General features: G+C 46.7%; 20 protein-coding genes and 1 pseudogene. 11 read left to right on the plus strand and 10 right to left on the minus strand.

The annotated features are described in order from the left end of the window. Positions 1-372: 372 nt before the first annotated feature. From QUB13_RS19635 to QUB13_RS19645, 3 genes are all read left to right on the plus strand, one after another. Positions 373-1215: a pentapeptide repeat-containing protein gene (locus tag QUB13_RS19635; protein ID WP_333383807.1), complete on the plus strand. Its 843-nt coding sequence runs from the start codon at positions 373-375 to the stop codon at positions 1213-1215. A 150-nt stretch (positions 1216-1365) separates the two neighbouring features. Further along, entirely contained in the window at positions 1366-2226 is an 861-nt protein-coding gene (locus QUB13_RS19640) for a sulfite exporter TauE/SafE family protein (RefSeq protein WP_333383682.1), read from the plus strand. Beyond that, a complete protein-coding gene (locus QUB13_RS19645) occupies positions 2219-2470 on the plus strand; it encodes a hypothetical protein (protein WP_333383685.1) in 252 nt (83 codons plus the stop codon). The genes QUB13_RS19640 and QUB13_RS19645 overlap by 8 nt, the downstream gene beginning before the upstream one ends. Positions 2471-2564: 94 nt before the next feature. Here QUB13_RS19645 and QUB13_RS19650 read toward each other — a convergent pair whose 3' ends face one another. Then, positions 2565-3407 carry a hypothetical protein gene (locus tag QUB13_RS19650; RefSeq protein ID WP_333383687.1) on the minus strand — a complete coding sequence of 281 codons (843 nt, stop codon included), beginning with the start codon at positions 3405-3407 and terminating at the stop codon, positions 2565-2567. Positions 3408-3543: 136 nt separating this feature from the next. On the opposite strand from QUB13_RS19650, the gene QUB13_RS19655 reads away from it, so the two are divergent. Continuing rightward, positions 3544-3870 (plus strand): hypothetical protein, encoded by a 327-nt coding sequence (locus QUB13_RS19655; RefSeq protein WP_333092324.1) that lies wholly within the window; start codon positions 3544-3546, stop codon positions 3868-3870. 59 nt (positions 3871-3929) lie between these two features. Continuing rightward, positions 3930-4469, plus strand: a complete 540-nt coding sequence (locus tag QUB13_RS19660) for a GIY-YIG nuclease family protein (RefSeq protein WP_333383691.1) — start codon at positions 3930-3932, stop codon at positions 4467-4469. A 376-nt stretch (positions 4470-4845) separates the two neighbouring features. Here QUB13_RS19660 and QUB13_RS19665 read toward each other — a convergent pair whose 3' ends face one another. After that, positions 4846-10359: a PAS domain S-box protein gene (locus QUB13_RS19665; RefSeq protein WP_333383694.1), complete on the minus strand. Its 5514-nt coding sequence runs from the start codon at positions 10357-10359 to the stop codon at positions 4846-4848. 380 nt (positions 10360-10739) lie between these two features. Here QUB13_RS19665 and QUB13_RS19670 point away from each other — a divergent pair, with 380 nt between their 5' ends. After that, entirely contained in the window at positions 10740-14591 is a 3852-nt protein-coding gene (locus QUB13_RS19670; RefSeq protein ID WP_333383697.1) for a glycoside hydrolase family 2 protein, read from the plus strand. Positions 14592-14632: 41 nt separating this feature from the next. On the opposite strand, the gene QUB13_RS19675 is transcribed toward QUB13_RS19670, so the two are convergent. From QUB13_RS19675 to QUB13_RS19700, 6 genes are all read right to left on the minus strand, one after another. Beyond that, positions 14633-14878, minus strand: a complete 246-nt coding sequence (locus tag QUB13_RS19675; RefSeq protein WP_193972755.1) for an HNH endonuclease — start codon at positions 14876-14878, stop codon at positions 14633-14635. Then, positions 14875-15315, minus strand: a complete 441-nt coding sequence (locus tag QUB13_RS19680) for a KGK domain-containing protein (RefSeq protein WP_333383701.1) — start codon at positions 15313-15315, stop codon at positions 14875-14877. The genes QUB13_RS19675 and QUB13_RS19680 overlap by 4 nt, the downstream gene beginning before the upstream one ends. A 28-nt stretch (positions 15316-15343) precedes the next feature. Continuing rightward, the gene (locus QUB13_RS19685; RefSeq protein ID WP_193972757.1) at positions 15344-15709 is read right to left on the minus strand and encodes a type II toxin-antitoxin system PemK/MazF family toxin; all 366 of its coding nucleotides are present in this window, start codon (positions 15707-15709) and stop codon (positions 15344-15346) included. After that, on the minus strand, positions 15690-15893 hold the full coding sequence (locus QUB13_RS19690) for a hypothetical protein (RefSeq protein WP_193972758.1): 204 nt from the start codon (positions 15891-15893) through the stop codon (positions 15690-15692). Before QUB13_RS19690 ends, QUB13_RS19685 begins: the two co-directional genes overlap by 20 nt. Before the next feature lie 38 nt (positions 15894-15931). Then, on the minus strand, positions 15932-18367 hold the full coding sequence (locus tag QUB13_RS19695; RefSeq protein WP_333383704.1) for a dynamin family protein: 2436 nt from the start codon (positions 18365-18367) through the stop codon (positions 15932-15934). 179 nt (positions 18368-18546) lie between these two features. Then, the gene (locus QUB13_RS19700; protein WP_333383706.1) at positions 18547-19608 is read right to left on the minus strand and encodes a DnaJ C-terminal domain-containing protein; all 1062 of its coding nucleotides are present in this window, start codon (positions 19606-19608) and stop codon (positions 18547-18549) included. Between QUB13_RS19700 and QUB13_RS19705 the strand changes: the two genes are divergently transcribed. After that, positions 19607-19819 (plus strand): hypothetical protein, encoded by a 213-nt coding sequence (locus QUB13_RS19705; protein WP_333383708.1) that lies wholly within the window; start codon positions 19607-19609, stop codon positions 19817-19819. The two genes, QUB13_RS19700 and QUB13_RS19705, sit on opposite strands and share 2 nt — an antisense overlap. On the opposite strand, the pseudogene QUB13_RS19710 reads toward QUB13_RS19705, so the two are convergent. Both QUB13_RS19710 and dnaK read right to left on the minus strand, forming a co-directional pair. Beyond that, positions 19807-20160: pseudogene (locus QUB13_RS19710) on the minus strand (four helix bundle protein). The gene QUB13_RS19705 and the pseudogene QUB13_RS19710 sit on opposite strands and share 13 nt — an antisense overlap. A 170-nt stretch (positions 20161-20330) precedes the next feature. Next, complete coding sequence (dnaK, locus tag QUB13_RS19715; RefSeq protein ID WP_333092333.1) at positions 20331-22451, minus strand: molecular chaperone DnaK; 2121 nt, start codon at positions 22449-22451, stop codon at positions 20331-20333. Positions 22452-22722: 271 nt separating this feature from the next. Here dnaK and QUB13_RS19720 point away from each other — a divergent pair, with 271 nt between their 5' ends. From QUB13_RS19720 to QUB13_RS19735, 4 genes are all read left to right on the plus strand, one after another. Further along, positions 22723-23973, plus strand: coding sequence for an FAD-dependent oxidoreductase (locus QUB13_RS19720; protein ID WP_333383711.1), 1251 nt, complete (start codon positions 22723-22725; stop codon positions 23971-23973). Between the two features lie 55 nt (positions 23974-24028). Further along, positions 24029-24259: a hypothetical protein gene (locus QUB13_RS19725; protein ID WP_333383714.1), complete on the plus strand. Its 231-nt coding sequence runs from the start codon at positions 24029-24031 to the stop codon at positions 24257-24259. 168 nt (positions 24260-24427) lie between these two features. Continuing rightward, the gene (locus tag QUB13_RS19730; RefSeq protein ID WP_333092337.1) at positions 24428-24550 is read left to right on the plus strand and encodes a hypothetical protein; all 123 of its coding nucleotides are present in this window, start codon (positions 24428-24430) and stop codon (positions 24548-24550) included. 150 nt (positions 24551-24700) lie between these two features. Then, on the plus strand, positions 24701-25789 hold the full coding sequence (locus QUB13_RS19735) for an SPFH domain-containing protein (RefSeq protein WP_333383718.1): 1089 nt from the start codon (positions 24701-24703) through the stop codon (positions 25787-25789). Positions 25790-25884 lie beyond the last annotated feature (95 nt).

Genomic DNA, 25884 nt, shown 5'->3' on the forward strand with positions numbered 1-25884 from the left:
CAAACATCCTTTGTCAGTGGTGGGAAAAACAGTCAGCAGTCAGTTGTTCTGATACCAGTTTCCCAAAAAAAAGACAACTGCGTACAACTCCCAAACCTATATCCAGTCAGTCATTCGCATCTCTAATCGCCAATGGAAAATCAAAAATGGTATTGACTGCTGACTGCTGATATCTTTACCCTATTTTTGATTCTCTCAGAAGCGCTGACATTTGTGAGGCCATCTAGAATAGATTCGCACAGCAGTGCCAGGAAAGCAGAGTGCAAAGATTCTGCCGATACTGCACCGTGTGGCGTGAATACCGTGGTTATCTGGGATGATGTGGTAACACCCATCACTCTAACGTTTGAAAAAAATTGCGAGGCGAATGACATGGAGGCCGATCGAATTCTGAGGCAATATGCGGCCGGAGAAAGAATTTTTCGAGAGATTAACCTCGCCGGGGCCGACTTAAAAGGGGTAAACCTTAGCGAGGCTAATTTTACCAGAGCGAATTTCCAAGACGCAAATCTCAAGGGCGCTAACCTGACGGGAGCGAACTTGCGCGAGGTGAAATTGGCAGGGGTGGACATGACGGAAGCCAACCTCACCGAAGCAAATCTGATCGGTACCGATTTGAGCCGCGCCAATCTCAGCGGGGCAAACCTGATGGGAGCCAACCTGCGCGGCTCAATGGCGAGAGAAGTCAACATGACCAAGGCTAATTTGACTGAAGCTAATTTGACGGAAGCCAACTTTACCGAAGCGAATTTGTTTGCGGCCAACTTAACCGACGCTAGCATGATTCGCATTAATTTGATGAAGGCCAATTTGAGTTGGTCAACTCTCAAAGCGGTAAACCTGACAAATGCCATCCTCAGCGATGCGCTGTTAGAAAGAGCTAACTTAACTAAGGCAATTTTGAGCGGAGCAATGCTCAGCGGGGCTAACTTGACTGGTGCAGACTTGCGCGAAGTAACGATGGTTGGATCTAATCTGAGCAATGCTAATCTGAGCAATGCTAATTTGAGAGTTGCCAATGTGAGTTGGTCAACCCTGCGCGAGGCTAATTTGAGCGGTGCTAATTTGTACCGGGCGAAGCTGTGCTGGTCTAATTTTAGCGGGGCTGTTTTGGTGGAAGCGGTTTTGATTGATGCTAATCTGAATCGAACTAACTTACGCGATACAGATTTGAGGCGGGCAATTATGCCCGACGGCACAACTAATGATTCTTAAAATTTGATTGTTAACTGTTGACTGTTAACTGTTGACTGTTAACTGTTGACTGTTAACTGTTGACTGTTAACTGTTGACTACTAACTACTAACTACTGACCACTGACTACTGACCACTGACCACTGACTACTGACTACTGACTAATAACTAATGACTATTAGTGAATTATTGATTTTAGTTGCATCTGGACTTTTTGCCGGAATTTTAGCGGGTTTTTTGGGTATCGGTGGCGGTACGGTGCTGGTGCCTTTGTTGGTGGCTCTCAAGTACGCCCCGGTGCAAGCGGTTGCTACTAGCGGTTTGTCGATCGCCATTACAGCTATTTCTGGCAGCATCCAGAATAGGCGCATGGGCTACCTCAGCATGAGTAAAGTCGCTGGCATCGGTTTTCCAGCCGTCATTACAGCACAAATCGGTGCTTATTTGGCTGGGATATTTCCGCCTTATTTATTGTTAGTTTCTTTTGGCTTGTTATTGTGGTTAAATATTTATTTAATTGAGGTTCGCAAGCACATAACAGCGAATGGGAAAGGCGAAGGAAAAGGGGAAGACGATCCGATCGCGCAAGCGGCAACCAATCCCCAATCCCCAATCCCCAATTCCCAATTACCCAATAATTCAAATATTTTAAGCAATCCAGCTTTTGCTAAAATTGCTACCGGCAGTGCGGCGGGTTTATTAGCGGGTTTGTTCGGCGTAGGCGGTGGCGTGATTATGGTTCCCCTGCAAATTTTGCTGTTAGGAGAAAGCATTAAAACTGCCATTCAAACCAGCTTGGGTGTAATCGTCATCACTGCTATTTCGGCGACGGCGGGACACGCGGCGCGCGGGAATGTTTTGTGGGTTGTGGGGTTGATTCTAGGCGGCGGCGGTTTGTTGGGGGCGCAAATCAGTACGCGGTTTTTGCCGAGATTGCCCGATCGCATTATTAGTTTAGCTTTTCGATCGCTCTTGGCAATTCTATCGATTTATGTTTTCTGGCAAGCTTGGCAAATATTTAGTCATGGGTAATGGGGGAATGGGGGAATGGGGAATTGGGAATTGGGAATTGGGAATGGGGAATTGGGAATTGGGAATTGGGAATTGGGAATTGGGAATTGGGAATGGGGAATTGGGAATTGGGAATTGGGAATGGGGAATTGGGAATGGGGAATGGGGAATTGGGAATTGGGAATTGGGAATTGGGCATCGGCCCGCGCAGGGAATGGGGAATTGGTTATTGGTTGTGCTCCCCAACTACTCACAAAAAACCTAGAAAAAAACCACAAATAACAACCAACAAATAACTAATGACTAATGACTACTGACTACTGACTAATGACTAATGACTACTGACTACTGACTACTGACTACTGACTGAGTTTTTTGACGGCGCGAGTCAAACGCTGCAAATAAGGCTTGACAATTTCTTGATTTTGCCGCTGCAACTCGGAAACTTGCTCGTGCAAATGCTTAATCTCGGTTTGCATTGCCCCTGCGTCTATTGCCGGTCGATCGAGCAAATGCTGCAATTGCTTCGGAGAACCTTGGATTTCATTCAATTCTACATCGCTCGATCGCTCCTGCAACTGAGCTGTAATAGTTCTCACCTCAGTTAACTTTTCGTCCATCAATAAAAATCGGACGTTGACATTTTGCCAATCATCCTCTCTGAGGGCGCTATTTTCCAAGATGCGGAGGTTTTCTCGCAAATCCGACAGGATGGTGTAGAGATCTTGAGAATCAGCAGGTAGCGCCTGCGCTCGTTCTAGGGATGCTACGGCTGCTTGCAAGTCGCTGATAGCACTCGATTCCAAACTGAGGATTTTTTGTTTCAAGTCGGATACTGCCGTGTAAAGTTCTGCTGGTTCTCCAGGTAGCAACTGAACTTGCTGCGATCGACCTGCTGCTGCGGCCTGTACCTCCGCGATCGCAGAATTTGCCTTTTGTTGCATTTGTTGCTCAAAACGCTGGCGATTGGCTATATTCAGCGATATCGCTGCGGTTAAGGGGGCGGCCGCGTAGAGAATTTGGCCCGACAATCCCGCAGCAATCGTGCCAATCGCTGAACCGGCAATAGAGGCGTATTCTGCCAATTCTAGCCAATCCGGCTGGTTTGGGGAAATTCTCAAAGCTGGGAGTGATGCGTTTTCGATTTTCTGCATAGACTTGTAGTCGTTGTCTGGTAGATGATTCGTTTTCGATACGGACATGATAAAAGCGATCGGCAAATAAATCCGGGCTATTTCTTAAAAATTCGAGACTGTGATATTTTAACTGACCTTTTGCCGATCGCCGCTTTCGGGTAAAATTCAGAATGCGCCGGTGTCTGTCAGGAGTATATAGAAAATGGGTCTCAAGATTATTGAAAGCTACGATAACAGTTTTGTCCTCGAACCGGATGCTAAAGCTCTACTGTTCGGTTTGTTGACTGGTGAAAGCTTTCTCCAACAAATAGCGCTGCAATTACAGTGTTCGCGCCTTGAGTTTGCGGAGTTACTTTTTCAGCCAGTGCCCTACAGCAGCGACACGCCGAAGGGAATGCCTGCAGAATTTGAACAGTATCACCAATCGAGGGATTTTGCGATCGTCAACGTCCCGCCCAATTTCATGTTTCAAGCCAAAATATTTAAACCCAGCCGCCTCTGTGCAGTTTATCGCGTTTTTAGGAATTAGGTAAAGGTCGGTTAATTTGTGGTTTAATCTAAAATCTAAAATCTAAAATCTAAAATCGGATGACAGAAGACATTCAGCCTCTCGCTAGCTTAGAATTCATTCCCTACATTGACTCCGAGGGAAAATTGCCCGATTTTGTCCAGGGAAAAATTGGCGTTTATGCGATTTTTGACAGCGATAAAATTCTGCAATTTGTCGGCTATTCTCGCGATACTTACCTCAGCCTGAAACAGCATTTGGTACGCCAAACCGAATATTGCTACTGGCTGAAAGTCCAAATTATCGATCGCCCAAACCGCACTATACTCGAAAACATCCGATCGAGTTGGATTGCTGAAAACGGCTCGCAGCCCCAGGGAAACGGTGCCGATGCAGCCAAGTGGAACGATCCCATCGACACCAAAACCGTGATGACAGCCCAAGAAGTGGCAAATTATGAAGGTATTGTTGCTGATGAACTTGCCAAAGATAAATTGTTAAAAAATGTAGCGCGCCGGGTGGAAAATCAAATTTTATCGCTGCTCAAAGCTCGCGGTGTAACTGAAGAAATCCGGTTTAATCCCAAGTTGAAAACTAGCGGATTGTTGGATCTAAAATAAGGGCGTTGCTGATTTTGGGTACGTTGTCATGTTCTGTCTACGATCGCAACAAAAAAGGTTCGTAGTGAGGAATTGATATCAATTCCGGTTGCATTCATACATGATGTTAACAGTTAACAGTTAACAGTCAACAGTCAACAGTTAATTTACTATTCCGGTGAAGAGAGGATTTGATATGATATCGTTTCCGCTTGCATCGGAATGATTTAACCTTATTAGTACGCAGAGTACACAGAGGGAGAGAATATATATCTGAATCATTCCGATGCTAACCGATTTGATATGATTCCGTAAAACGTAACAAAAACGGTTCGTTCGCAGTGCGGAATTGAGTCCGTAAAAAGCTGCTGACTCAAGTCCTGTCTACGAACCTGCACTACTTTTGCACGTTTAATTTGGCTAAAACTGAGGCGAATCGAGCAGGATCGATCGGCTTTGCTAAATGTTCGTCGTAACCGGCGTCGATCGCCCTGGCGCGGTCTTGTTCGCTAGCATAGGCTGTCAGCGCTACCGCCGGCAAGCGCTTGATTTTGTCAGATTGGGACGATCGCACTTGGCGGATCAGCGAGTAGCCGTCCTCAACCGGCATCCCGATGTCGCTGACTAGAATATCCGGCGGCGACTGCTGCAAAAGCTCGATCGCCTCCGCAGCCGAAGCAGCCGCTGTCGTCTGCGCCCCCAACTGTTCGAGGGCGACAATCAAAAACTCCCGGTTGTCGGGTTCGTCGTCAACAACCAACACTTTTAAACCGGCTAACATACCCGGACGGATTTGAGGGGCTTTCCTTTCCTCTCTCAACTGCCGCTGCTTGCCGATCCGCTGTTTGAGGGGCAGCATGACGGTGAATGTCGCACCCTCGTCTTTACCCGGACTTTCGGCGCGTACAGTGCCGCCGTGGAGTTCCACCAAGTGCCGCACGATCGCCAATCCCAGTCCCAAACCGCTGTCAGCCCTTGTAATCGACCCGTCTGCTTGTCGGAAGCGATCGAACACGTAGGGCAGAAACTCTGCTGAAATGCCTTTTCCGGTATCGCTGACAGTAATTTGCAGGTAATTAGGTGATGCGGAATTAGCCACAGCTACCGCAGACAAACGCAGTTTCACGGTTCCGCCCGTTGGCGTAAACTTGACGGCGTTTGTCAGCAAATTCGAGACTACCTGCTGCAACCTCTGGGCGTCGCCCCACATCAATTTGACTGTAGGGTCTAATTCCGAGGAAACAGTCACAGACTTAGCCTGGGCGGCGAACATGACTGAACTCAGAGCAATTTCGATCGCGTTTGCCATGACGAACCAGCCTGGTTTGATAGCTAGCTTGCCTTGAATAATCCGGGAAACGTCGAGCAAATCTTCGACTAGCTGCACCTGCACCCTTGACTGGCGCTCGATCGCTTCCAAACCGCTAGCTAAATCATCTTCAGTGTAGGGGAGGCCGCGCAGCCTCTGCGCCCAGCCCAGAATCACATTTAAAGGCGTGCGGAGTTCGTGGGAAAGCGTGGCGAGAAACTCGTCTTTCAGGCGGTTGATGTCTTCTGCTTCCGCGCGCGCGGCTTGTTCGCGATCGAGCAACTGAGCGAGTTCTGCCTCTACTTGCTTGCGATCGCTGATGTCGGCGACGATCGACATACAATTTATATTGCCTTGAGCGTCGCGGACTGGAGTTGCCCACAAACTGATGTCGATCGTGGTGCCGTCTTTCCGTTGGCGCTGGGTTTCCATCCCCGCGATCGCCTTTCCTTGACTAATTTTTTTCAATTTTGCCGTGAATTCCTCCTGCTTGTCTGGGGAAATGGAGGGCGAAAATTGATTTTTCGCCTCTGATTCTGACCAGCCAAAAATCCTCTCTGCCGCTGGGTTCCACATTTTCACAATGCCGTCGTCGGCGCTAACAACGGTAATTCCTAGGGGACAAGCTTGAATCAAGGCTTCCAAAGTTTGGTTGGTTTGCGATCGCGCTGCTTCTGCTTGTTTGCGATCGGTGATATCGACGTTTACCCCGATCGCCCGCTGGGACAAACCGCTCTCGTCCTGAAACACCTTAGCCCTGCAAGCAATCCAGCCGATGCTGCTGTCGGGACGGCAAATGCGGAACTCAATGTTTAATTCCTCCCCGGATGCCACCGCGGCCTGCAACTGCTGTTGAGTGAAAGCGCGATCGTCTGGATGCACCATTGCCAGCAAATTCTGATAGCTGCTGTCGAAACCGCCGACCGGCAGCCCGTACAAAGCCTCTAATTCCGGCGTACACGCGAGTTCCCCGGTTTCGACGTTCCATTCAAAAGTTCCGATTTTGCCTGCTTGCTGAGCGATTTGCAGCCGTTCTTGATTGTTTTTGAGTTCTGCTTCCACCCTGGAGGTTTCGGTCAAGTCGATGTAAAATGCGACGATCGTCTCTGGTTCGCCCTTGTCCGGGCACAAAGTCGTCCCGCCCATCAGCATCGGCACGCGGCTGCCGTCTTTGCGGATGTACTCTTTCTTGAAAGGAGTTGCGACTCCCGAAGCCCGCAGTTCTTGGGCCGCCAAGGCGTCGAGGTGCAGGTATTCGGGGGGTGTCATCCTGTCCCACCGCATTTGACCAGAGAGCACGTCCGATCGGGTGTAGCCCACCATGTTCAGCAGCGAGTCGTTGGCGTAGGCGATGCGGCCGCTAAAATCTCCGATCGCGACTCCGAAAATATTGGAATTTAACAGCCGCCGGAATAAAGCTTCGCTTTGCTGGATTACCCGTTTTGCTTGGTTGCGATCGGTGATTTCGGCGATCGCGCTGCTGACTCCCAACAGCGTTCCCGATTCGTCGCTTACAGGGTAAAAGCTGACTAGCCAATCCCGCACTAATCCCGGCTGTTGCAGCGTTTCGGCCTTAATTTCTAAGTCGAGCACGGGGGTTTGCGTCGCCAGCACTTGCAGGTAAATCGGCTCTAGTTTATCGGCGATTTCGGGAATCGCTTCTCTGATGGTGCGCCCGATGTGATCTGTGATCGATCTGCCGTTGATCTGAGCGAGGCATTTGTTGATGCGGATGTAGCGCAAATTGGTATCGACAAAGGAGATCCCGACCGGTGTGGTGTTGTACACTAAGTCGAGTTCTGCTAGTTGGCGGCGAATGCGGATTTCGTTTTCTTGGAGCTGGTTTTGAGCTTGTTTGCGATCGGTGATATCGAGCACGAAGAACGATCCTTTGTCTGTGAATCCTTCCAAGTTTCCGGCGCCGATTAAAATTGGGAGGCGCGTGCCGTCTGAGCGGATAAATTCTTTTTCATAAGGCTCGCAACTTCCTGCGGCTGCGACTTGCGCTACAGCGGCGCGATCGATTTCTGCGTATTCCGCAGGCGTGATATCCAGCCAGCGGATCTGTCCCGAAACCAACTCTTCCCTCGTATATCCGATCATTTCCAGCAAGGCGTCGTTAGCTTCAGTAATTTCGCCGTCCGCATCCCAGAAACCGATGCCGATCATGTTAGATTCTACCACGCTGCGGAAGCGCGTTTCGCTTTCTTTCAAAGCTATTTCGGTTTGTTTTGCTGCGGTAATATCTGCGAAAATTATGCCGGCACCGATGATTTCTCCCCTTTCATTTTTGACTGGGTAGTAGTTGGCGAGCAAATAGCCCAACTCTCCGATTTTTCCAAGATTTTCGTCGCTAATTTCTACGTTTAAAACCGATTCGCCGGAGTCGAGAACTTGCTGAATTATTGGTGCAAATTTGTGCGCGGATTCTGGGAACAATTGGCGGAAGTCTTGACCGATATGTTGCCCTGCGGACAAACCGTTGAGTTCTGCTAACACTTGATTGATACGGATGAAGCGCATTTCGCGATCGACAAAGCAAATCGCCAAGGGAGATGCTTCTAGGAGCGAGTCAATTAAGGCAAACGATTGCGCTGTTTGAGATAGTGCTTGTTGCGCTTCTGCATAAAGTCTGGCATTGTCTAGGGCAAAAGCGACATGGTATGCTAAATCTTCTAACATTGCCATGTCTTGGGAATTGTAGCGACTGCCAGATTTAGATGTAAAGCAGGTAATAGCACCTATTACCCGCCCGCGGGCTAAGAGCGGTACGCAAGCGTGGGAGCCGATATTGAGCGAGCGCAATGTTTCCATTTCTGCTGTATCTTCGGCTGCTGCTGCTGCTAAAATCTCTTCATCCACTTCGACAATTAGTTCCGATTTGCCGGTGCGAATTACCAGCGGATAGCCGTTAACAGCATCAGAGGCGATCGGGCTGCGGATTTTCAAGTTATTCAGAATATCAACCGCAGAGGCTTGGGCGTGAGCTACAGCCGCGCGGCGCACTTTTGATCCGGTTTCGGTCAAATAAATGCAGCACCCGTCAGTGATCGATTTTACCGCTAGTTCTGCGACATTTTGCAGCACCGTTTCCCCGTCAAATGCCGCAGTCAGCATTTTGCTAGCTTCTGCTAAAAATGCCGACCGCTGCTGTTCTCTTTCTGCTTTTTCCCTGGCTGCTAGCTCGATTTTTAACTGCAATCTTTGAGTTTCTGCAAGTTTGAGTTCTGTGATATCGCGGGCGACAATCAATGCCGATTCTGCTGCGCCCTCTTTGTTAAATTCTGGAACTACGCGAGATTGATAACTTCTGATACCCTCCGTTGAGTGCGCCTGAAATTCGATGATTTCTTCTCGACCTGTTTCTAACACTTTGTACAGGGTTTCGTCCCAAATCTGGCACAGTTCTGGCGGCATTCCTAAGTCTTGACTGGTTTTGCCGAGGAAGAATGAAACGGGTTTTCCTTGGCTTCTGGCAACTGCTTGATTGACATAAATATAGCGCAGTTCTTTGTCCGTGCGGATAATGATATCTGGCGTATTTTCTAGCAGCGTTCTCAGTTGCTGTTCGCTGCTAGACAAAGCTGCTTGCGCTTGTTGTCTTTCGGTGACATCTCGCACCGTGCCCACATATCCGATGAGTTCGCCGGAGTCGGAGAACATCGGCGAGGAACAAACGTTAATCCAGCGGACAATTTTCTCTGCTGTTTGCAGGCGATATTCGATCGCGTATTCCCCACCTTTTCGAGTATAATCCAGCCATCTGGTCAATACGCGATCGCAGTCTTCCGGGTGAATGCAATTCTCCCAACCGTTTCCTAAAATTTCTGCCAAACTCAAGCCGAAAATCGCCTGAGCGCGCGGGTTTGCATAGGTGTAGCGCCCCTCGAAATCCGCCATGAAAATCCCCATCGGCGAACAGGAACTCAAACAGCGAAATCGTTCTTCTTGAGCTTGCAGTGCTTCTTTAGCTACTGTCAGTTCTGCCGTCCGCTGTTTGACGCGGGTTTCTAGCTGGGTGTAGGATGAAGCTAGGGCTATTTCTGCTGTTTTGCGATCGGTAATATCGATGCCAGTGGTGATCGCATATTCTACCACACCATCGCCATCGACCATCACTGTATTAGACCAAGAAATGAAGCGCCTGTCGCCGTTTTTAGTCCGCCAATAATTTTGATATTCGCTGTAATAATTTTCCGCGTTGAGTTTAGCAAAAACTGTTTGAACAGGTTCTATTTCTTCGGGAATTAAAAATAGATCCCAAACATATTTATCCACAACTTCTGCTGCCGAGTAGCCTGTGGTTTTTTCACAAGCTTGGTTGAACCGGACAATCCGTCCTTGGCTGTCAAGAACTACAATCAAGCAAGCCGAAGTGTCAATTACTTTTTTAATAATCTGGCGTTCTATTTCAAGTTCTTGTTCAGAGGACTTTAAGCCAACATACCAAGCGCTAACCATTGCAACGGCCAAAAGTAATATTGCAGGAGTTGCCTGGAATGCAAAGATTAACAAAGTTGTCAGCAGTAAGGCCGTGGCGGCGCTAAATGTAGCAAGGCTGTAGGATTTAATGGGTAAGGGCAAGACCTGAAACCAACTCATTTTTTGTTGACCTGTGGCGATGGCGCGATCGTGCTATTTCTTCTGCGGGTGAAACAAGAGTGTTAAAACTAACTATGGGTTTTTTCTATACCAAACCAGATTTGTCCGCGCCGTGCCATCTTCCCAGAGACAGATTTATGGAAGTCATCAGTCAACAGTCAACAGTCATCAGTCATCAGTCATCAGTCAACAGTTAACAGTCAACAGTCAGAAGCAAAATAGAATCTTTTTCCCACTCTCCCCATCTCCCCCTCTCCCACTCTCCCCCTCTCCCCCTCTCCCACTCTCCAACTCTCCCACTCTCCCCCTCTCCCCTCTCCCCTCTCCCTCTCCCCAGTCGCCGGAACCGAGCAATTTATGGAGGCTGCAGCTTATTATAAATGAAGGGAAAAATTCGCTCCACCCCTATCTGGGAGAAACTTAAGGTGAATCACAAGCTGGCAAAAATTATCGGATTATTCTTCGCAGCCGCCACCGTCTTCGGATTCATGGGTTACGCGCTTCAAAATGCCAATTCGGTCAGTAACAGTGCGATATCGTCGATCGGCTTTCCCAATCTTACCATCGCGGCCATTCGGGCGATCGACAACAAACGCGACCAAATCTATCTCAACGGAAAGTGGCAATTTGTCCCCGCAGTTGGCAACACCCAAACCCCCCCCACATCCCCAAGCTGGGGCTCCATCTGGGTGCCCGGAGACTGGCAAAAAGAAAACAAGCAATCCGTACCCGGAATCATCACTCGCGGCAGTGGCAAAGATTGGGAAAACTTCAACCGCGAACAACTATCAAAAGCTTGGTACCAACAAACAGCCAACATTCCCGACAACTGGAAAAACCGCCGAATTTTTATTGACTTAGCCAGAGTCAGCACCGATGCAGTAATCTTTGTCAACGGCATTAACTGCGGTCAAATCGAATGGCCTTACGGTACTGTTGAAATTACCAAAGCAGTCAAACCAGGTCAAAACACCCTATCTATTTTAGTTGTGGCAGTCTCCGATGAAAAGGAAAAAGCCGTCATCATGGGCCCCACAGAAATCTACACAGAAAAAGCCAACTTGCAATCGCGGGGAATTATCGGTGAGGTACGGCTTCTGAGCCTTCCCCCCGGCCCGCTGATTAGCGACGTATTCGTCCAAACTTCCACCAGAAAAAAGCAAGTTAAATTAGATGTTGAACTCAAAGACGTTGCCCAAAACGGTCAAGTTGAATTAATCGCGCAAATGCTCGACGAAAAAGGCAAAGTACAACAAAAATTCACCGCAAATGCCAAGGTTCAAGCTAAACCCATTCAAACCGTACAAGTTCAGTGGAATTGGCCAAATCCCCGCCTTTGGGATGTCGGTCAACCAAACCTTTACACCCTGAAATTAGAAGTAAAAGGAAGCGGGATTAATACACAATACGATCAACCCTTCGGCTTCCGAGAATTTTGGATAGAAGGACGCAAGTTTTTCTTGAACGGCACGGAAATTCGCCTGCGTCCCATCTTGCATTCCGAAAATTGGGAAGGTGGCACAGTAGAAGTTTCCGATAAATTAATTGACAGTTACCTGAAAGCAGGTTTCAACATAGTAGAAACCTGGCCTTGGAATCACGATGAACGAGGGAAATGGCACTTCCGAGAACTGTTTTCTGAAAGAGCAGACCTCAAAGGCTTTCCAGTTATGGTACCAGCTTTAGACATTAGTTTACTCGCTTCAAATGGCAAGTGGAATAACCGCCAAATTAGAGACCGCTGGAAATCGCGAATGACGACAGAAATGCGTCGCTATCGCAATCATCCATCAATATTAATGTGGGCTACAAGTCCTAACTTTTTTGGAAATACTGATGACCAAAATCCCCGTCGCATCGGAAAAAAAGAAGTAGCAGGAACTCTTGATAAGAATCGTTTGCGCGACATTACAACCTTGGCAAATGAATCTTTTGCAAGGATGAAATCCGTTGATCCAACCAGACCTGTGATGGTACACCAGGGCGCAAATTTTGGCGATGTTTATGCGCTGAATTCTTACTTGAATATAATTCCATTGCAAGAAAGAGAAGAATGGATTTCTGAGTGGAGTAAAACTGGAGAAATGCCATACATGGTAGTGGAATTTGGGACACCACTACAGGCCACGATGATGCGAAATCGAGCGGGATTTAATAAGGTGATTGTTAGCGAACCTTTGATGACCGAGTTTGCAGCAATTTATTTGGGTAAACAAGCTTATGAACTAGAAACTACGGCATATAAAAATAAAATTCGTGAGCAATTTGTCAAAGGTCAAGAATATAAAAGTTGGCATTTTAATCAAGAGTTAGATTTTGCACCAGCTTTTCAAAAGTTGCAGCAGTTATTCAGTACGAATACTTGGCGGAGTTGGCGGACTTTTGGAATGTCTGGAGGGATGATTCCTTGGAGTGAAGGACATGGTTGGCAAGTTTCGGATGCTGGCAAAACTAAGGTGGATATTGGAGAATTTAAACCGGGAAGACGAGGCGTTTATGTGAAGCAAGTCTCCAAGAAGATGCTTTATTATTTGCAGCCAGAAGCCTACACTATTCGTCCTGGCGGCGAGGCAATTATCAAAAATAACGGCCCGACTTTGGCTTGGATTGCTGGTTCTAATCCAGCTTTTACTGCGAAAGACCACAGTTTTTGGGCTGGCGGAAAACTGGCGAAGCAGGTAGTCTTAATTAACGATACTAGGGCGAAACAAAATTTTGCTTTTACTTGGCGAATTTTGGCTGGGGGGAAAGAGGTTGGAAAGGGCGAAAAGCAGGGAACTATTGACACGGCAGGTACACTGTTTTTCCCGATCGAGATCAAATTACCAAATGACATCTCAAGTAAGGCTGATGGCGAAATTAGCCTAACTGCGAAAATAGGCGATCGCACTCATGTCGATACTTTTGCCTTCCGGGTTTTTGGTACTCCCAGCAAAATCAAGGATACGATCGCAATATTTGACCCAGTTGGCAAAACATCGGCAATGTTAAAACAGCTAGGTCACGAACTGATACCGTGGAACGGTTCGCAAGTTTCATCATTATTAGTTATCGGTCGGGAAGCATTTTCTAGCGGGCAAAATATGCCGGGAAATTTAGAGAATTTTGTGCGGGATGGCGGCAAAGCAATCGTGTTTCCCCAGCGCCGAGAATGGCTACAAAATAAGGGTTTGCGGGTTGCAGAACATATTAGTCGTCGCGTCTATCCAATTGATATTAACCATCCAGTAATTAGCAGTTTGGATGAAACTGATTTGCGCGATTGGACTGGGGAAAGCACATTGCTGGAAGCTTACCCAGATACAATTCAAAAACCGTCAAGATTGAGTCCGGCACGTACGCCTTGGTACGGCTGGCGTTGGGGAAATCGCGGCGGTGTCAGCAGCGCTGCTATTGAGAAGCCACACCGCAGCGGTTGGCGGCCTATTTTGGAATCTGAGTTTGATTTAGCTTATTCGCCGCTGATGGAATTGGATTATGGAAAAGGGCGGTTGATTTTAAACGAGTTGGATTTGGAAGATCATTATTCTGTAGATGGTGGGGCGGCGCAGTTAGTGCAACAAATTATGAGTTACGGGATGACTTCTCCGGTGCTTGGAAAGCCGGATAAAGTTGTTTTAATTGGGGGAGACAATGATGCACAGAGGTTGGACAGTTTGGGGGTATTTTATCAGCGGGCTAATGCGCTTTCTCAGGATGTGGGTTTGGCAATTGTGGGGGCCGAAGCGAATCTGAAAGATGCCGATTTGCGCGGTTATTTGAATGCTGGCGGGAAGGCGTTTTTCTTGCCGCGTCAAGTGCCTGTGGCGGCGTTGGGCGTGGGTTTGCAGCAGGCGAAGGATTTCGGTGGTTCGCTGGCGGTTCCGAGTTGGGATGAGGTGAAGGGGCTTAGCGGTTCAGATTTGCGATCGCGCTCTTTTTATGATACTTGGTTGATTAAGTCTGGGGGAGAAATCGGTGGTGACGGTTTGTTAAGTCGCGTACAAGTTGGTAAGGGTGTGGCGATTTTCTCTCAAATTGACCCGGACAGTTTGAATGCGGATGATAAGACTTATTTGCGTTTTACTCGCTGGCGGCAAACTCGGGCAAATGCTCAGATTTTGGCTAATTTAGGGGCGACTTTTAAGGCGGATGGATCTGTGTTTAACGGTTCTAGTCGGGAGTTTTATCACTGGGATTATAAGGCGGATTTTGAGAATGGGGACGATCCTTATCGGTATTATCGATGGTAGGAGTTTTTAACCACAGATTAACGCGGATGTTATGGAGGATATCACAGGTCAAAGTGTCGCTTAAAGCGCGGGTCTAGTTTGTCGGTTTTCCTTTGGTTGCAGGGGCGGCAGAGGGTTTGCAGGTTGCTGATGTCGTTGCTGCCGCCGCGCCCTAGGGGGATGATATGATCGATCGTCAGTTCTGCTTCTAGTTTGGTTTGGCCGCAGCTTTGGCACTGGTATTTGTTGCGAGTGAATACGTATTTTCTGACTTCGGGTGGAATACGAATTCTAGGGGTTTTAGTCATGAATTGTGCGGTTGATTTTCCGGGTTTAGTAGTTGGCGGCGCAAATCGTCAAGGGGTGATTCTGGAGGGCTAATTTCTAATTGATTGTTTTCTGGTGTTTCTTCAACTTTTGGTTCATCTGGACAAAATTCTATAGTGACATTGAGTTTGAGCTTAATCTTTCCTTTTTTCCAACCCGGAGCACCCACTCTGAGAATTTCACAATCTATACCTTGACTAAACCATTCTTCGTATGACCAATTTTTTTGGGGATGATTGCAAGGAACCTCTATATTTAGGTTTTCTTTTCTTAATAAATCATCAAGTGTTTCTCCTAAATCCCACCCAGAAAAAAGTTTATTTACTGTTTTTTTGAGTTTTTCCATTTTAAGCATTGTCATACCGAAAGATACAGCATCATTATTGTCACAGTTGTGGAAATCAACTTTATTTTTCATATTTTTGCCACCCTCATGTAAGTCCTATTTAATCTACTATTTCTAATTCCAAAGCTACCATTAAACAGCGATTAACGTGGTTTATAGCCTCAGTTGAAAGAGAACCCAGTTTGCGAGTAATCATTGATTTATTTAGGGTAAAAATGGACTCGCATCTAACTACAGACTCCACTCTAATACCAGCTAATGCAATTTCATCTCCTGTTATCAAATATTGAGCCACCCTCAAAGGGCGAGTTGTCTTAGAAGTACAAGGTACAACCATCACATCGTCAAGAATTTGGTTTAGATTATCTGCCGAAATTATCACAGCCGGACGCAGTTTAAACTGTGTTAGCTGACTAGAAGGCATTGGCACTTGAGCCAACACTACATCACCGCGCCGTAAGTTCATCGGCAAATATTTCGTCATAAATGTCATTTTCCGCACTCAGCCAATCTTGATAAGCTTGAGATTCAAGCATCGGTTGAACAGATTCTTTCCCTCTTGTCAAAAACAGCGCGAGGTTGAGAAGTATTGCCAACTTATCATCTGGAAGTTGCTCGATTATTGTTAGAAGTTTTTGGCGAATGTTCATATAATTAAAGTCGCTCTTTGCTGGCTATTATAGCACAATTACTCAAAATCCACCGCAACGCTATTGTTTTCTACAATTACAGGCAACAAATGCTCGTGCAACTTCATCGCCCGCAAACAATCATTAATCCCAGAAACCGCCCGATCGTACTCTTGAATTTTCTCTTCATTCTCATCTTGCAGCCGCCGATTCTTGGCAATTTTCTCCTCAGCTTCCTGTGCTAAAGTTTGTTCCAAATAATCGCGGGCTTGACTGTATTTCTGCAAAATATCATCAGCTTGCTGTTCCGCCATCGGTAACAAATGCTCTTTCAGCGTTTGGTTGACAGTTTGGCGGAAAGTTTGCCGAATAGTTCTAGATACTTTTGGCTCAAAATCTAGCCGCAACAATTGCCGAATTGCCGGTTGCGCGTCCACCATGTTTTCGCAATCGTAACCTTGAGATGTTTGCTGTAATGTTTCCCGGAATTGGTAAATCGAAAACGTTCCTTCGTCGTAAAAACGGGGACTTTCTCGCACGTAGCGATCGCACTCCACGCCCGCTGCATTCACCAAAGCATTAGAAACCCGCTGCGACAACTCCTCTAACTGCTGTTCAATTCCCCCATCGTTCCCCAACAACCGATAAAGCAATCGATAGTATTCCGACTTGCGAACGCTGTCTTTCAGATACTGGAAATAATTATCAATCAGTGACTTAGTAGCCTCTACTAAAATATCTTCCAACTGATTCGCTAAATAATAAAGCGCTTCCACTAAAACAGCAATTAAAGGTGCTGTAGCATTGCGGGGATGAGTCATCAAAGTGCGTCCGTAAGCCGCCTCTACCGAAAATCCGTCTAACAATTCATCCAAGCGGCGGATCATCCGAGATTGCAGTTGTCGAAAATCAATGTCAAAGATATCGCATTTGTTCATAATCATTTCATTGATTTCTTTGGCGATATGTTCCCGAAAATCTTGTCCAACTTGCTGCAATTCTTGATTTAACCGCAAAAGTTCTTGGGCTTTCATCGCTTCAATTTCGCGGGGCTGGCTGTCCAAACTCCGCTGGATTGTTTGGTATTGTTTCCGCAGTTGAATGCACAAATCTTCTAAATCGTCAGCGAGATTTTTGAACAGTTGCGGGCGCTTTTCTTTGGTGAGATAATCGGTGATGGCTGTGCGAAAATCTTCGATGCCGCTATCTTGAATTAATTGCTGGATTAACGGTTGACCTTGTTCTGCAAGAATCCGCACGTAGTTTTGATTTGGGGTTTCGTAGCTGTTAACTGAAATCCGAAATTGACTAGCAGACAGTTTGCCAGAATTGGCGCAGTAGCGGTTAAATTCGTTGACAAATTGCGGTGTGTCTTGACTATTTTCGCTGTTGTTACCCGAATTTGTGTCTGCATCAAGGCGATCGCGACTTTCGGCAAATATTGTATCCAAACCAAAGCGATCGCGCCCGGTTGTCCCTCTAATTAAACTCCCGTAAAATCCCAGCAATCCGCTGGTTTTATAGACTCTGGTAGTGTCGCGAAAGTCGGAATTAATCAGATTTTCTAAGCGCTGTCGCAGTTGCGTGTTGTACCAAGTTTCGTCAATGCGGTTGAAAATGTAAAACAGCCGATCGCGAATTCCGGGATTCGATCGCGTTTTCTCCATCAACTCCGTCTCTTCCGTCGTCATTTCCCCAGACGACGCAGCCTTCAAGACGCAGACAACCGCCGAAGTATCCGGGCTTTCAATCTTATCGTAGGTCAATTCCGCATCCTGTTTGACAGGCGCATCAATTCCCGGCGTATCGATAATAATATTGCCATCTTTCAGCAGCGGATGGTAACAGTAATATTCAACTCGCTTCAGCACAGCACTGTTGCTACCGCGCCGCGCATAACTAGCAGCTTCCTTGAGATTGGAAAAGTTAAACTGTTCCATCGAATAAGTAGCGTTATCGACAGTTTGGATGCGCTCGCGATTAGCTTCAAAACCTTCTAGCAACAGTATCAAAGCCTTAGCTTGTTTGGCTAGCTCCGATTTATTTTCTCCGCCTTCCTTTTCGATAATTATCAAACATCCCTGAGATAAAATCTTTACTACATCTATGTGATTAATATTGATTTCAGTAGTTAAATTCAACTGCTCGCACAGAGCATAAACTTGAGTCCTAATCTCAACTTCGCTCAAAAAAGTGAGAACAACGCGCTCTTTTTGGGCCGATTCAGCATAGGCGATGTAACACTCAGTACCAGTTGCGTGTCCTTCAGCACTGTAGAGCAATTCTCGCTCCAACAAAGCATTAATCAGCATCGATTTTCCCGCACTAAAAGCGCCCGCAAACACAATTTCAAATTCAGGAGAAATTGCCTTTTTTAGAGACGCTTGTACCGCCGTAATATCTTGTTGTCGCAAAGACGGTTCTTGACGCAGCAGTTGCAGTAAAGTGTCAACTTGCTCTTGCAGATTGTTGCATTGGGGCGGCATTTGAGTCATGGCGGCAGACTGCTCCTGATTGTAGAAAAATTAGCTTAGGGTTAATTGTCCGCTAGTTCCTGAAGAATTGCAACAGTAATTTTACTTATGTTATCAATAATTGCTTAACATAATTAGTCGTAAGGTGCTATAATAGCGTACCTTACATCATTAAAGGTGCGCTATTATAGCACCAGACATTAAACCGACAAATCTTGACGGGGTTTAAAAGTCTCAATCTGCCGCAATTTTTCGTATAATTCCCGTTCCTCTTCACTAATTTCCTTGGGAATTAACACCTGAATTTCTACTAGCTGATCGCCCCGATCGCCATTTCCAGTCGGATAGCCTTTATTTGCCATCCGCAACCGCTTTCCAGAGGTTACTCCCGGCGGTAATTTCATCTTCACCGGGCCATCCAGCGTCGGCACTTCCACATCTCCACCAAGCACCGCTTCGCAGGGTGTCAGCAGCAATTGGCAGCAAATATCCGACATTTCCAAGCTAAAAAATGGATGGGGAGAAACTGTGATTTTTAAGTACAAATCCCCGCCGCCAATACCTTGATTTCGCAGGCGAATTTGCTGGCCCGATACCATCGCCCCAGGCATATTTACCTCGATCCACCGCCCGTCATCCAAACGAATGCGCTCGGTACCGCCGGAATAAGCTCTTTCCAAAGGCAGAGTCAGCCTGGCCTCGATGTCTCTTCTGATTTCGCGATCGTCTATTTCTCTAGTTTCGCGTCGCATTTCGCGATCGTCAAAATCCCTTCTATCTTCCCGAGAATTAGCAACATAACTCGTTTTCTTAGAAGCCGTACTCCACGGTTCCGAGGCGGGAACTCGCGGTGCATCATTCGCCGTCGCCATCCTCACTTCCCGTCGCCTTCCAAGCACTTGATCGAGAAATTTATTAAAATCCGAGTAATCGCTAAAATCGATATCTTCGGCTGATTTTTTGCGGCTAGCTTTGTTATTTCCCCAAGTTTTGAAATTGGGAAGTTTTACGCCTTGTTTCCCTTGAAATCCCTTTTGTTTCCAGAATTTACTAAACTGGTCATATTGAGCTCGTTTTTCGATGTCGGAAAGAATATCGTAAGCTTCATTAATATCCTTAAAGTTATCTTCAGCAAATTTGTCACCCGGATTCACGTCAGGGTGTAACTGTCTCGCCAGTCGGCGATAGGCTTTTTTGATCTCCTCAGCCGTAGCGTCTCTGGGAACTCCGAGTATTTGATAGTAATTACGAAAGTTTTGCATGATTGGAGAAGGAAGAAGGAAGATGAAAGAGGGAAGATGGAATAAGGAAGAAGGAAGATTTTTGGAGATGGAAGAGGGAAGATGGAAGAGGGAAGATTTTTGGAGATGGAAGAGGGAAGATGGAAGAGGGAAGATTTTTGGAGATGGAAGAAGGAAGATGGAAGAAGGAAGATGGAAGAGGGAAGAATTAAATAGGTCTTATTCGGATTGAAGTTTATTGATAGTGCTGACAATTAGTCGTGTGACTTCATCCACTTCTTTAACAACAGGTGATATTTGCTCGTGTGTTCCTAACCCCACTTTTTCCGAAATCACTAAATGAGTATCCAGTTCTCGCAGTGAACCAAGAGCTATTTGTAAGAATCGAATATACTCTTTCGTGCTAACACGTCCCTATCCCTCAGCAATATTAGCTGGTACTGATACAGATGCACGGCGAATTTGACTGGTAAGACCATATAGTTCAGATGGAAGAAAAGATTTGGTTAATTCGTAGCAAAGTTGATAAAGATAAATACCCCGCTGCCAAATGTATTGCTCTCTATGACTCATAAAATATACTTTTCTCCCTACCTGTGATAGTAACTCCAATTTAATTCAAAGAATCTTAGTCCTAGATATAGGGAATAAAAAGCTTTGAGAAGTTGCAGGAAAAAAGCTGTCATATATTCTGAGAATTAAGACCTGCTCTTTTCCTTCTTCCTTCTTCCTTCTTCCTTCAATTACAGCCAATCGTCATCATCATCCCAGTCGTCGCTTTGATTTTGATAGGGGCGAGTGGGGCGATTGGTGCTGGTTCTACGATCGCCCTGACGATCGTATGAACGATCGCGATCGTCAGGGCGATCGTAGGAGCGATCGTAGGAGCGATCGCGATCGTAGGGGCGATCGGGAATTGGATCGACAGTCGATCGCCTGTACGGCTTAGCATTGGTATAATAGCTGCTGTCATCGCTGCGGCGCTTAGTACCGTCGCCCGTAAAAGTGCGCTTCACAGACTCAAAGAAATCATCATCATCGTCATCCATCGCAAACGCTGCAACTTCGCGGTTCAAATCGTAAAGAGCATCTTGCAAATCCGAACCAACTTGGTCAACTCCCCGCTCGTCGTTGCGTTCCAAACTGTCTCGCAACTCCCGAATTAACGTTTCAATTCGCTGGCGGCTTCTTTGAGCAAACTGCATTCCGCGATCGAGCGCCACCTCTCGCAACTGCCGCTCAGCTTGATAAGCCAAAGCCTCAGCGCGATTGCGTTTTTCGACTTTTTCCCGCTGCAACTTATCAGCTTGAGCAAACTGTTCCGCATCGCGAATCATTTGATTCACTTCCTGCTGAGAAAGCGTCGAAGCACCTTGCACAGTAATGCTTTGTTCCCTGCCGGTAGTTTTGTCCAAAGCAGTCACCAACAGCATCCCGTTAGCATCAATATCAAAAGCTACTTGTACCTGCGGAATCCCTCGCGGTGCCGGCGGAATTCCACTTAGTTTGAACCGTCCCAAAGACTTATTATCTCTACCTAATTCCCGTTCCCCTTGGATGATGTGAACTTCTACCACAGTTTGGTTGTTTTCGGCAGTGGAAAAAACGTCCGATCGCCTAACAGGAATAGTAGTATTCCGAGGAATCAGTTTTTTCATCACCCCGCCGATAGTTTCCAAACCCAGCGAAAGCGGCGTTACGTCCAACAGCAGCACATCGCGGACATCCCCCGCCAAAATTCCCGCCTGAATTGCCGCACCCACCGCCACAACCTCATCGGGATTCACATTTTGATTCGGTTCGCGATCGATCAAACTGCGAACAATTTCCTGCACCAAAGGAATCCGAGTCGAACCGCCGACCAACACAATTTCATCAATCCGAGAAGGATTCAAATTTGCATCAGCCAAAGCTTGTTTCACCGGCCGACGCATCCGCTGCACCAAATCGCTGCACAGCCCTTCAAATTGACCGCGAGTCAGTCGCGTTTCCAAATGCAAAGGCCCATCTTCATTCGCATCGATAAACGGCAAATTAATCTCGGTAATCCCGACTCCCGAAAGCTCAATCTTAGCTTTTTCCGCCGCTTCGATCAACCGCTGCAAAGCTTGGCGGTTTTTTCGCAAATCCACGCCTTCTTTTTCTAAAAATTGTTCTGCCAACCAATCAACAATTTTCTGGTCAAAATCATTGCCTCCCAATTGAGTATCGCCGCTAGTTGCTTTGACTTCAAATACTCCGTCTCCCACGTCTAAGATAGATACATCAAAAGTACCGCCGCCCAAATCAAAAACTAAGATCGTTTGACTTTCTCTTCTTTCCAAACCGTAGGCCAAAGAAGCCGCCGTCGGTTCATTTAAAATCCGCTTCACATCAAGTCCGGCAATTCTGCCAGCATCCCGCGTCGCCTGTCGCTGGGAGTCGTTGAAATAAGCGGGAACAGTGATTACAGCCCCCGTGACTTCTTGTCCGAGATAGCGGCTGGCTTCGTCGGCCAACTTCCGCAACACCATCGCCGCAATTTCCTCTGGGGCAAAATCTTTTTTCAGGCGAGGGCATTTGATTTTGATGTTTCCGTTGTCGTCGCGGCGAGTTGTGTAAGGGACGCGCTTTGCTTCTGGAGTCAGTTCGGTATATTTGCGTCCGATGTACCGTTTGACAGCGTAAAAGGTGTTTTGCGGGTTGAGAACAGTTTGGCGTCTGGCCATCTGTCCGACAAGGCGTTCTCCTTCTTTTGTGAAACCAACCACCGAAGGAGTTGTCCGCATCCCTTCTGCGTTGGCAATCACAACCGGTTTGCCGCCTTCCATGACGGCTACTACTGAGTTTGTCGTTCCGAGGTCAATGCCAACTACTTTTCCCATACGTCCGTTGTCTCCTGTGGCGTTGTGTGTAGCTTTTTAAATATAAGCGTTAAGTACGATCGCATTTATTGTACCTTGTCGAGCCACGGGGCTGCGGGCGGTTCTCTCACTCGTGGCTGAAACGGTTCGTAGTAGGGACTTGAGTCCGTAATAGCCGGCGGACTGAAATCCGCACTACAAACGATCGCACAGGATATAACTCCCATTCTCTAGCAAAGCCATACAATGTAAGTAATTAGCAAACTTATTCATCAAGCGGGAGCCGAAAAATATGGCTGTCAACTCGGTTGAGAATTCAGAATTCACTACAACTCATTCTGTCATTGACTCGCAGGAAACAAGCTGCTGCATAGTAGGAGGCGGGCCCGCTGGCGCTGTTTTAGCACTGCTTTTAGCGCGGCAAAACATTCCGGTGATCCTGCTAGAAAAACACAAAGATTTCGATCGAGAATTTCGCGGCGATACCCTGCATCCGTCAGTAATGGAAATTATGGATCAATTGGGAATAGCCGACAAATTACTGGAACTGCCCCATACCAAAATGCGTCGCCTCACCATCCAAGCAGGTGAAAATACTGCCGCCCTCGTAGATTTGAGCAGTCTCAAAACCAAGTACCCTTACATTACAATTCTTCCCCAAGTCAAGTTTCTCGAATTAATCACCGCCGAAGCGCAGCGCTACCCCAATTTTCAGCTAGTAATGGGAGCTAACGTACAAGAAATAATTATAGAAAATGAAATAGTGTGCGGAATTCGATATCGGGGACATGGGGGATATCATGCAGTGCGATCGCCCCTGACAGTTGCAGCCGACGGTCGCTTTTCCCGCCTGCGCCAATTAGCAGGTTTTGAACCGATTAAAACTTCGCCGCCGATGGATGTTCTGTGGTTCCGTTTGCCGCGCAGTCCCCACGATGTCAAAGATTCCGGTGTGGGAGGGCGAGCTGCGGGAGGTCATTTATTAGTGGTTATTGACCGCTTGGATTACTGGCAACTAGGTTATGTAATTCTCAAAGGCAGTTATCAGAAATTACGCGATTTAGGCATAGAAAATTGGCAAAAATCAGTGGCTAAATTAGCACCAGAATTTGCAGATAGAGTCGAGCAAATCAAAGATTGGTCGCAAGTTTCATTTCTGTCAGTAGAATCGAGCCGCCTTCCCCGCTGGTATCGTCCCGGCTTGCTCTTAATTGGGGATGCGGCTCATGTCATGTCGCCCATAGGTGGCGTGGGAATTAACTATGCGATTCAAGATGCTGTCGTCGCGGCCAATGTACTGAACACACCCCTGAAAAACCATCACTTGCACCTGTGGGATTTAGCAGAGGTGCAGCGACAGCGAGAATGGCCGACGCGCATTATTCAAGGATTTCAGTCCTTGATGCAAGACCAAATTATTAAGGGAGCCTTGGATAGCGATCGACAGTTTACACCTCCAGCTTTGTTGCAGTTGCCAATTGTCCGCAATATAGCAGCGCAATTAATTGCTTTTGGCGCCACTCGGGTTCGCGTGGAAGAGTAATCAGGTTTTCAAGTATACTTAATTTATACCTGTCATCAAAGTAGAGGGAGCCTGAATGACCGGATTAGAAGTATTGCAGTCCGTTGAGTTTCTCAATATAAAAGGCAAACAAGTTGCTGTCTTAGATGTCGAAACTTGGCAAGCACTCATCGAATGGTTAGAGACTTTAGAAGATTTACAAATTGCCAAACAAGCATTCAAGGAGTTAAAGGCTGCTGGTGGAAATCGCGATCGCACCTGTTGGTTAGATTGTGAAACAGTTAAAAATAAGCGGGATGAAAATTAGACTTGTATTGCATTAATTCGGAAACAATCTTGAAATACATCTGCGTTTATTTGTGTTAATCTGCTTGACATCTGCGGTTTACCGATAGATCCGGTCATTTATGCAATGCCAGTCTATTGAGGTGATTAGAAGATTAAATTTCCGTACAAACTGAAGGAACTCTCAGTTATGCAAAGTATTAAAGCGCGATCGCGCGTCGGTGCAGACGGGATGCTGCATTTGCAAATCCCCGTTGGTATCAAAGATACTGATTTGGAAGTTATTGTAATTTTCATTGAACCCGAATTGTGAGGGAAACCATTGCTGAGAGGGATTGAGGGAGTGAAGGGCGATCGCCCCCATCAGAGCGCGGCGATCGCACCTAAAAACTTTACAAAGGCGATCGGGAACATCGATCGCTCCTATTGAAGTTAAAATTTAACAAAAGCTCAAAACAAATATATGGGACTCTTTGACAAAATTCGCGGCGAATTTATCGATATCATCCAATGGTTAGACAACACCAACGATACCATTGCCTATCGATTCGAGCGCCACCAAAACGAAATCAAACAAGGTGCTAAACTAACTGTACGACCAGGACAAATAGCAGTCTTTGTCAGCGAAGGCAAAGTTGCTGATGTCTTCGATCCTGGAATGCACGAACTGTACACCCGCAACTTACCCCTTCTTAGCACCTTAAAAGGTTGGGCCTACGGTTTCAACTCTCCCTTCAAAGCAGAAGTTTACTTTTTTAACACCAAGATATTTACCAACCTGAAATGGGGAACCGCTAACCCTGTAATTATCCGCGATCCAGAACTCGGCCCAGTGCGAATGCGGGCTTTTGGCACCTACAACATTAAAGTTTCCCATCCCGAACAACTTTTAAAGCAATTAATCAGCACAGACGGACTATTTCAAGTAGATGAAATTAGCGAACAACTCCGCAATACAATAGTCAGCGCTTTTGCCAATTGGGTTGGTAATTCCCGCGTTCCCTTGCTGGACTTTGCAGCCAACTACACGCAAATGGGCGAACAAATACGCATTGCCCTACAGCCAAATATTCAGCAGTTCGGGTTAGAATTAACTCAGATATTAATTGAAAATATCTCGATGCCGGCTGAAGTGGAAGCAGCACTCGACAAACGAGCCTCGATCGGACTTCTGGGAAATATGCAGCAATATACCCAATATCAAGCTGCTAATGCTATAGAAGCATCAGCCAATAACCCCAGCGGCGGCAATCAAGCATTAGAATTGGGCATGGGAATGGCAATGGGTCAGCAAATGACAAATATGATGCAGTCACCAGCATCGCAAACACCGCCGCCACCGCCGCCAATAACACAAACTCAGTGGTACATTGCCCCCAACGGTCAACAATTAGGGCCCTTTGAATTGCATCAACTTCTGCAAAATGGTTTGACACATCAGGTAATGGTTTGGCGGGCGGGTTTTGATGGCTGGAAATTAGCATCGCAAGTGCCGGAATTAGCCTCTTTGTTGGCAACAGTACCGCCCCCGCCCCCAACCGCAGCAGCCTAAAATTTTGGATCTTTAGTTAATTGGCAATTGGTAGGTTTTCCCGATTACCGATTGCCAATTACCAGTTATAGCGGTTCTCAAGCGTCGTGAGGTAT

The sequence above is a fragment of the Microcoleus sp. B4-D4 genome (genome assembly GCF_036705185.1).
Taxonomy (GTDB): Bacteria; Cyanobacteriota; Cyanobacteriia; order Cyanobacteriales; family Microcoleaceae; genus Microcoleus.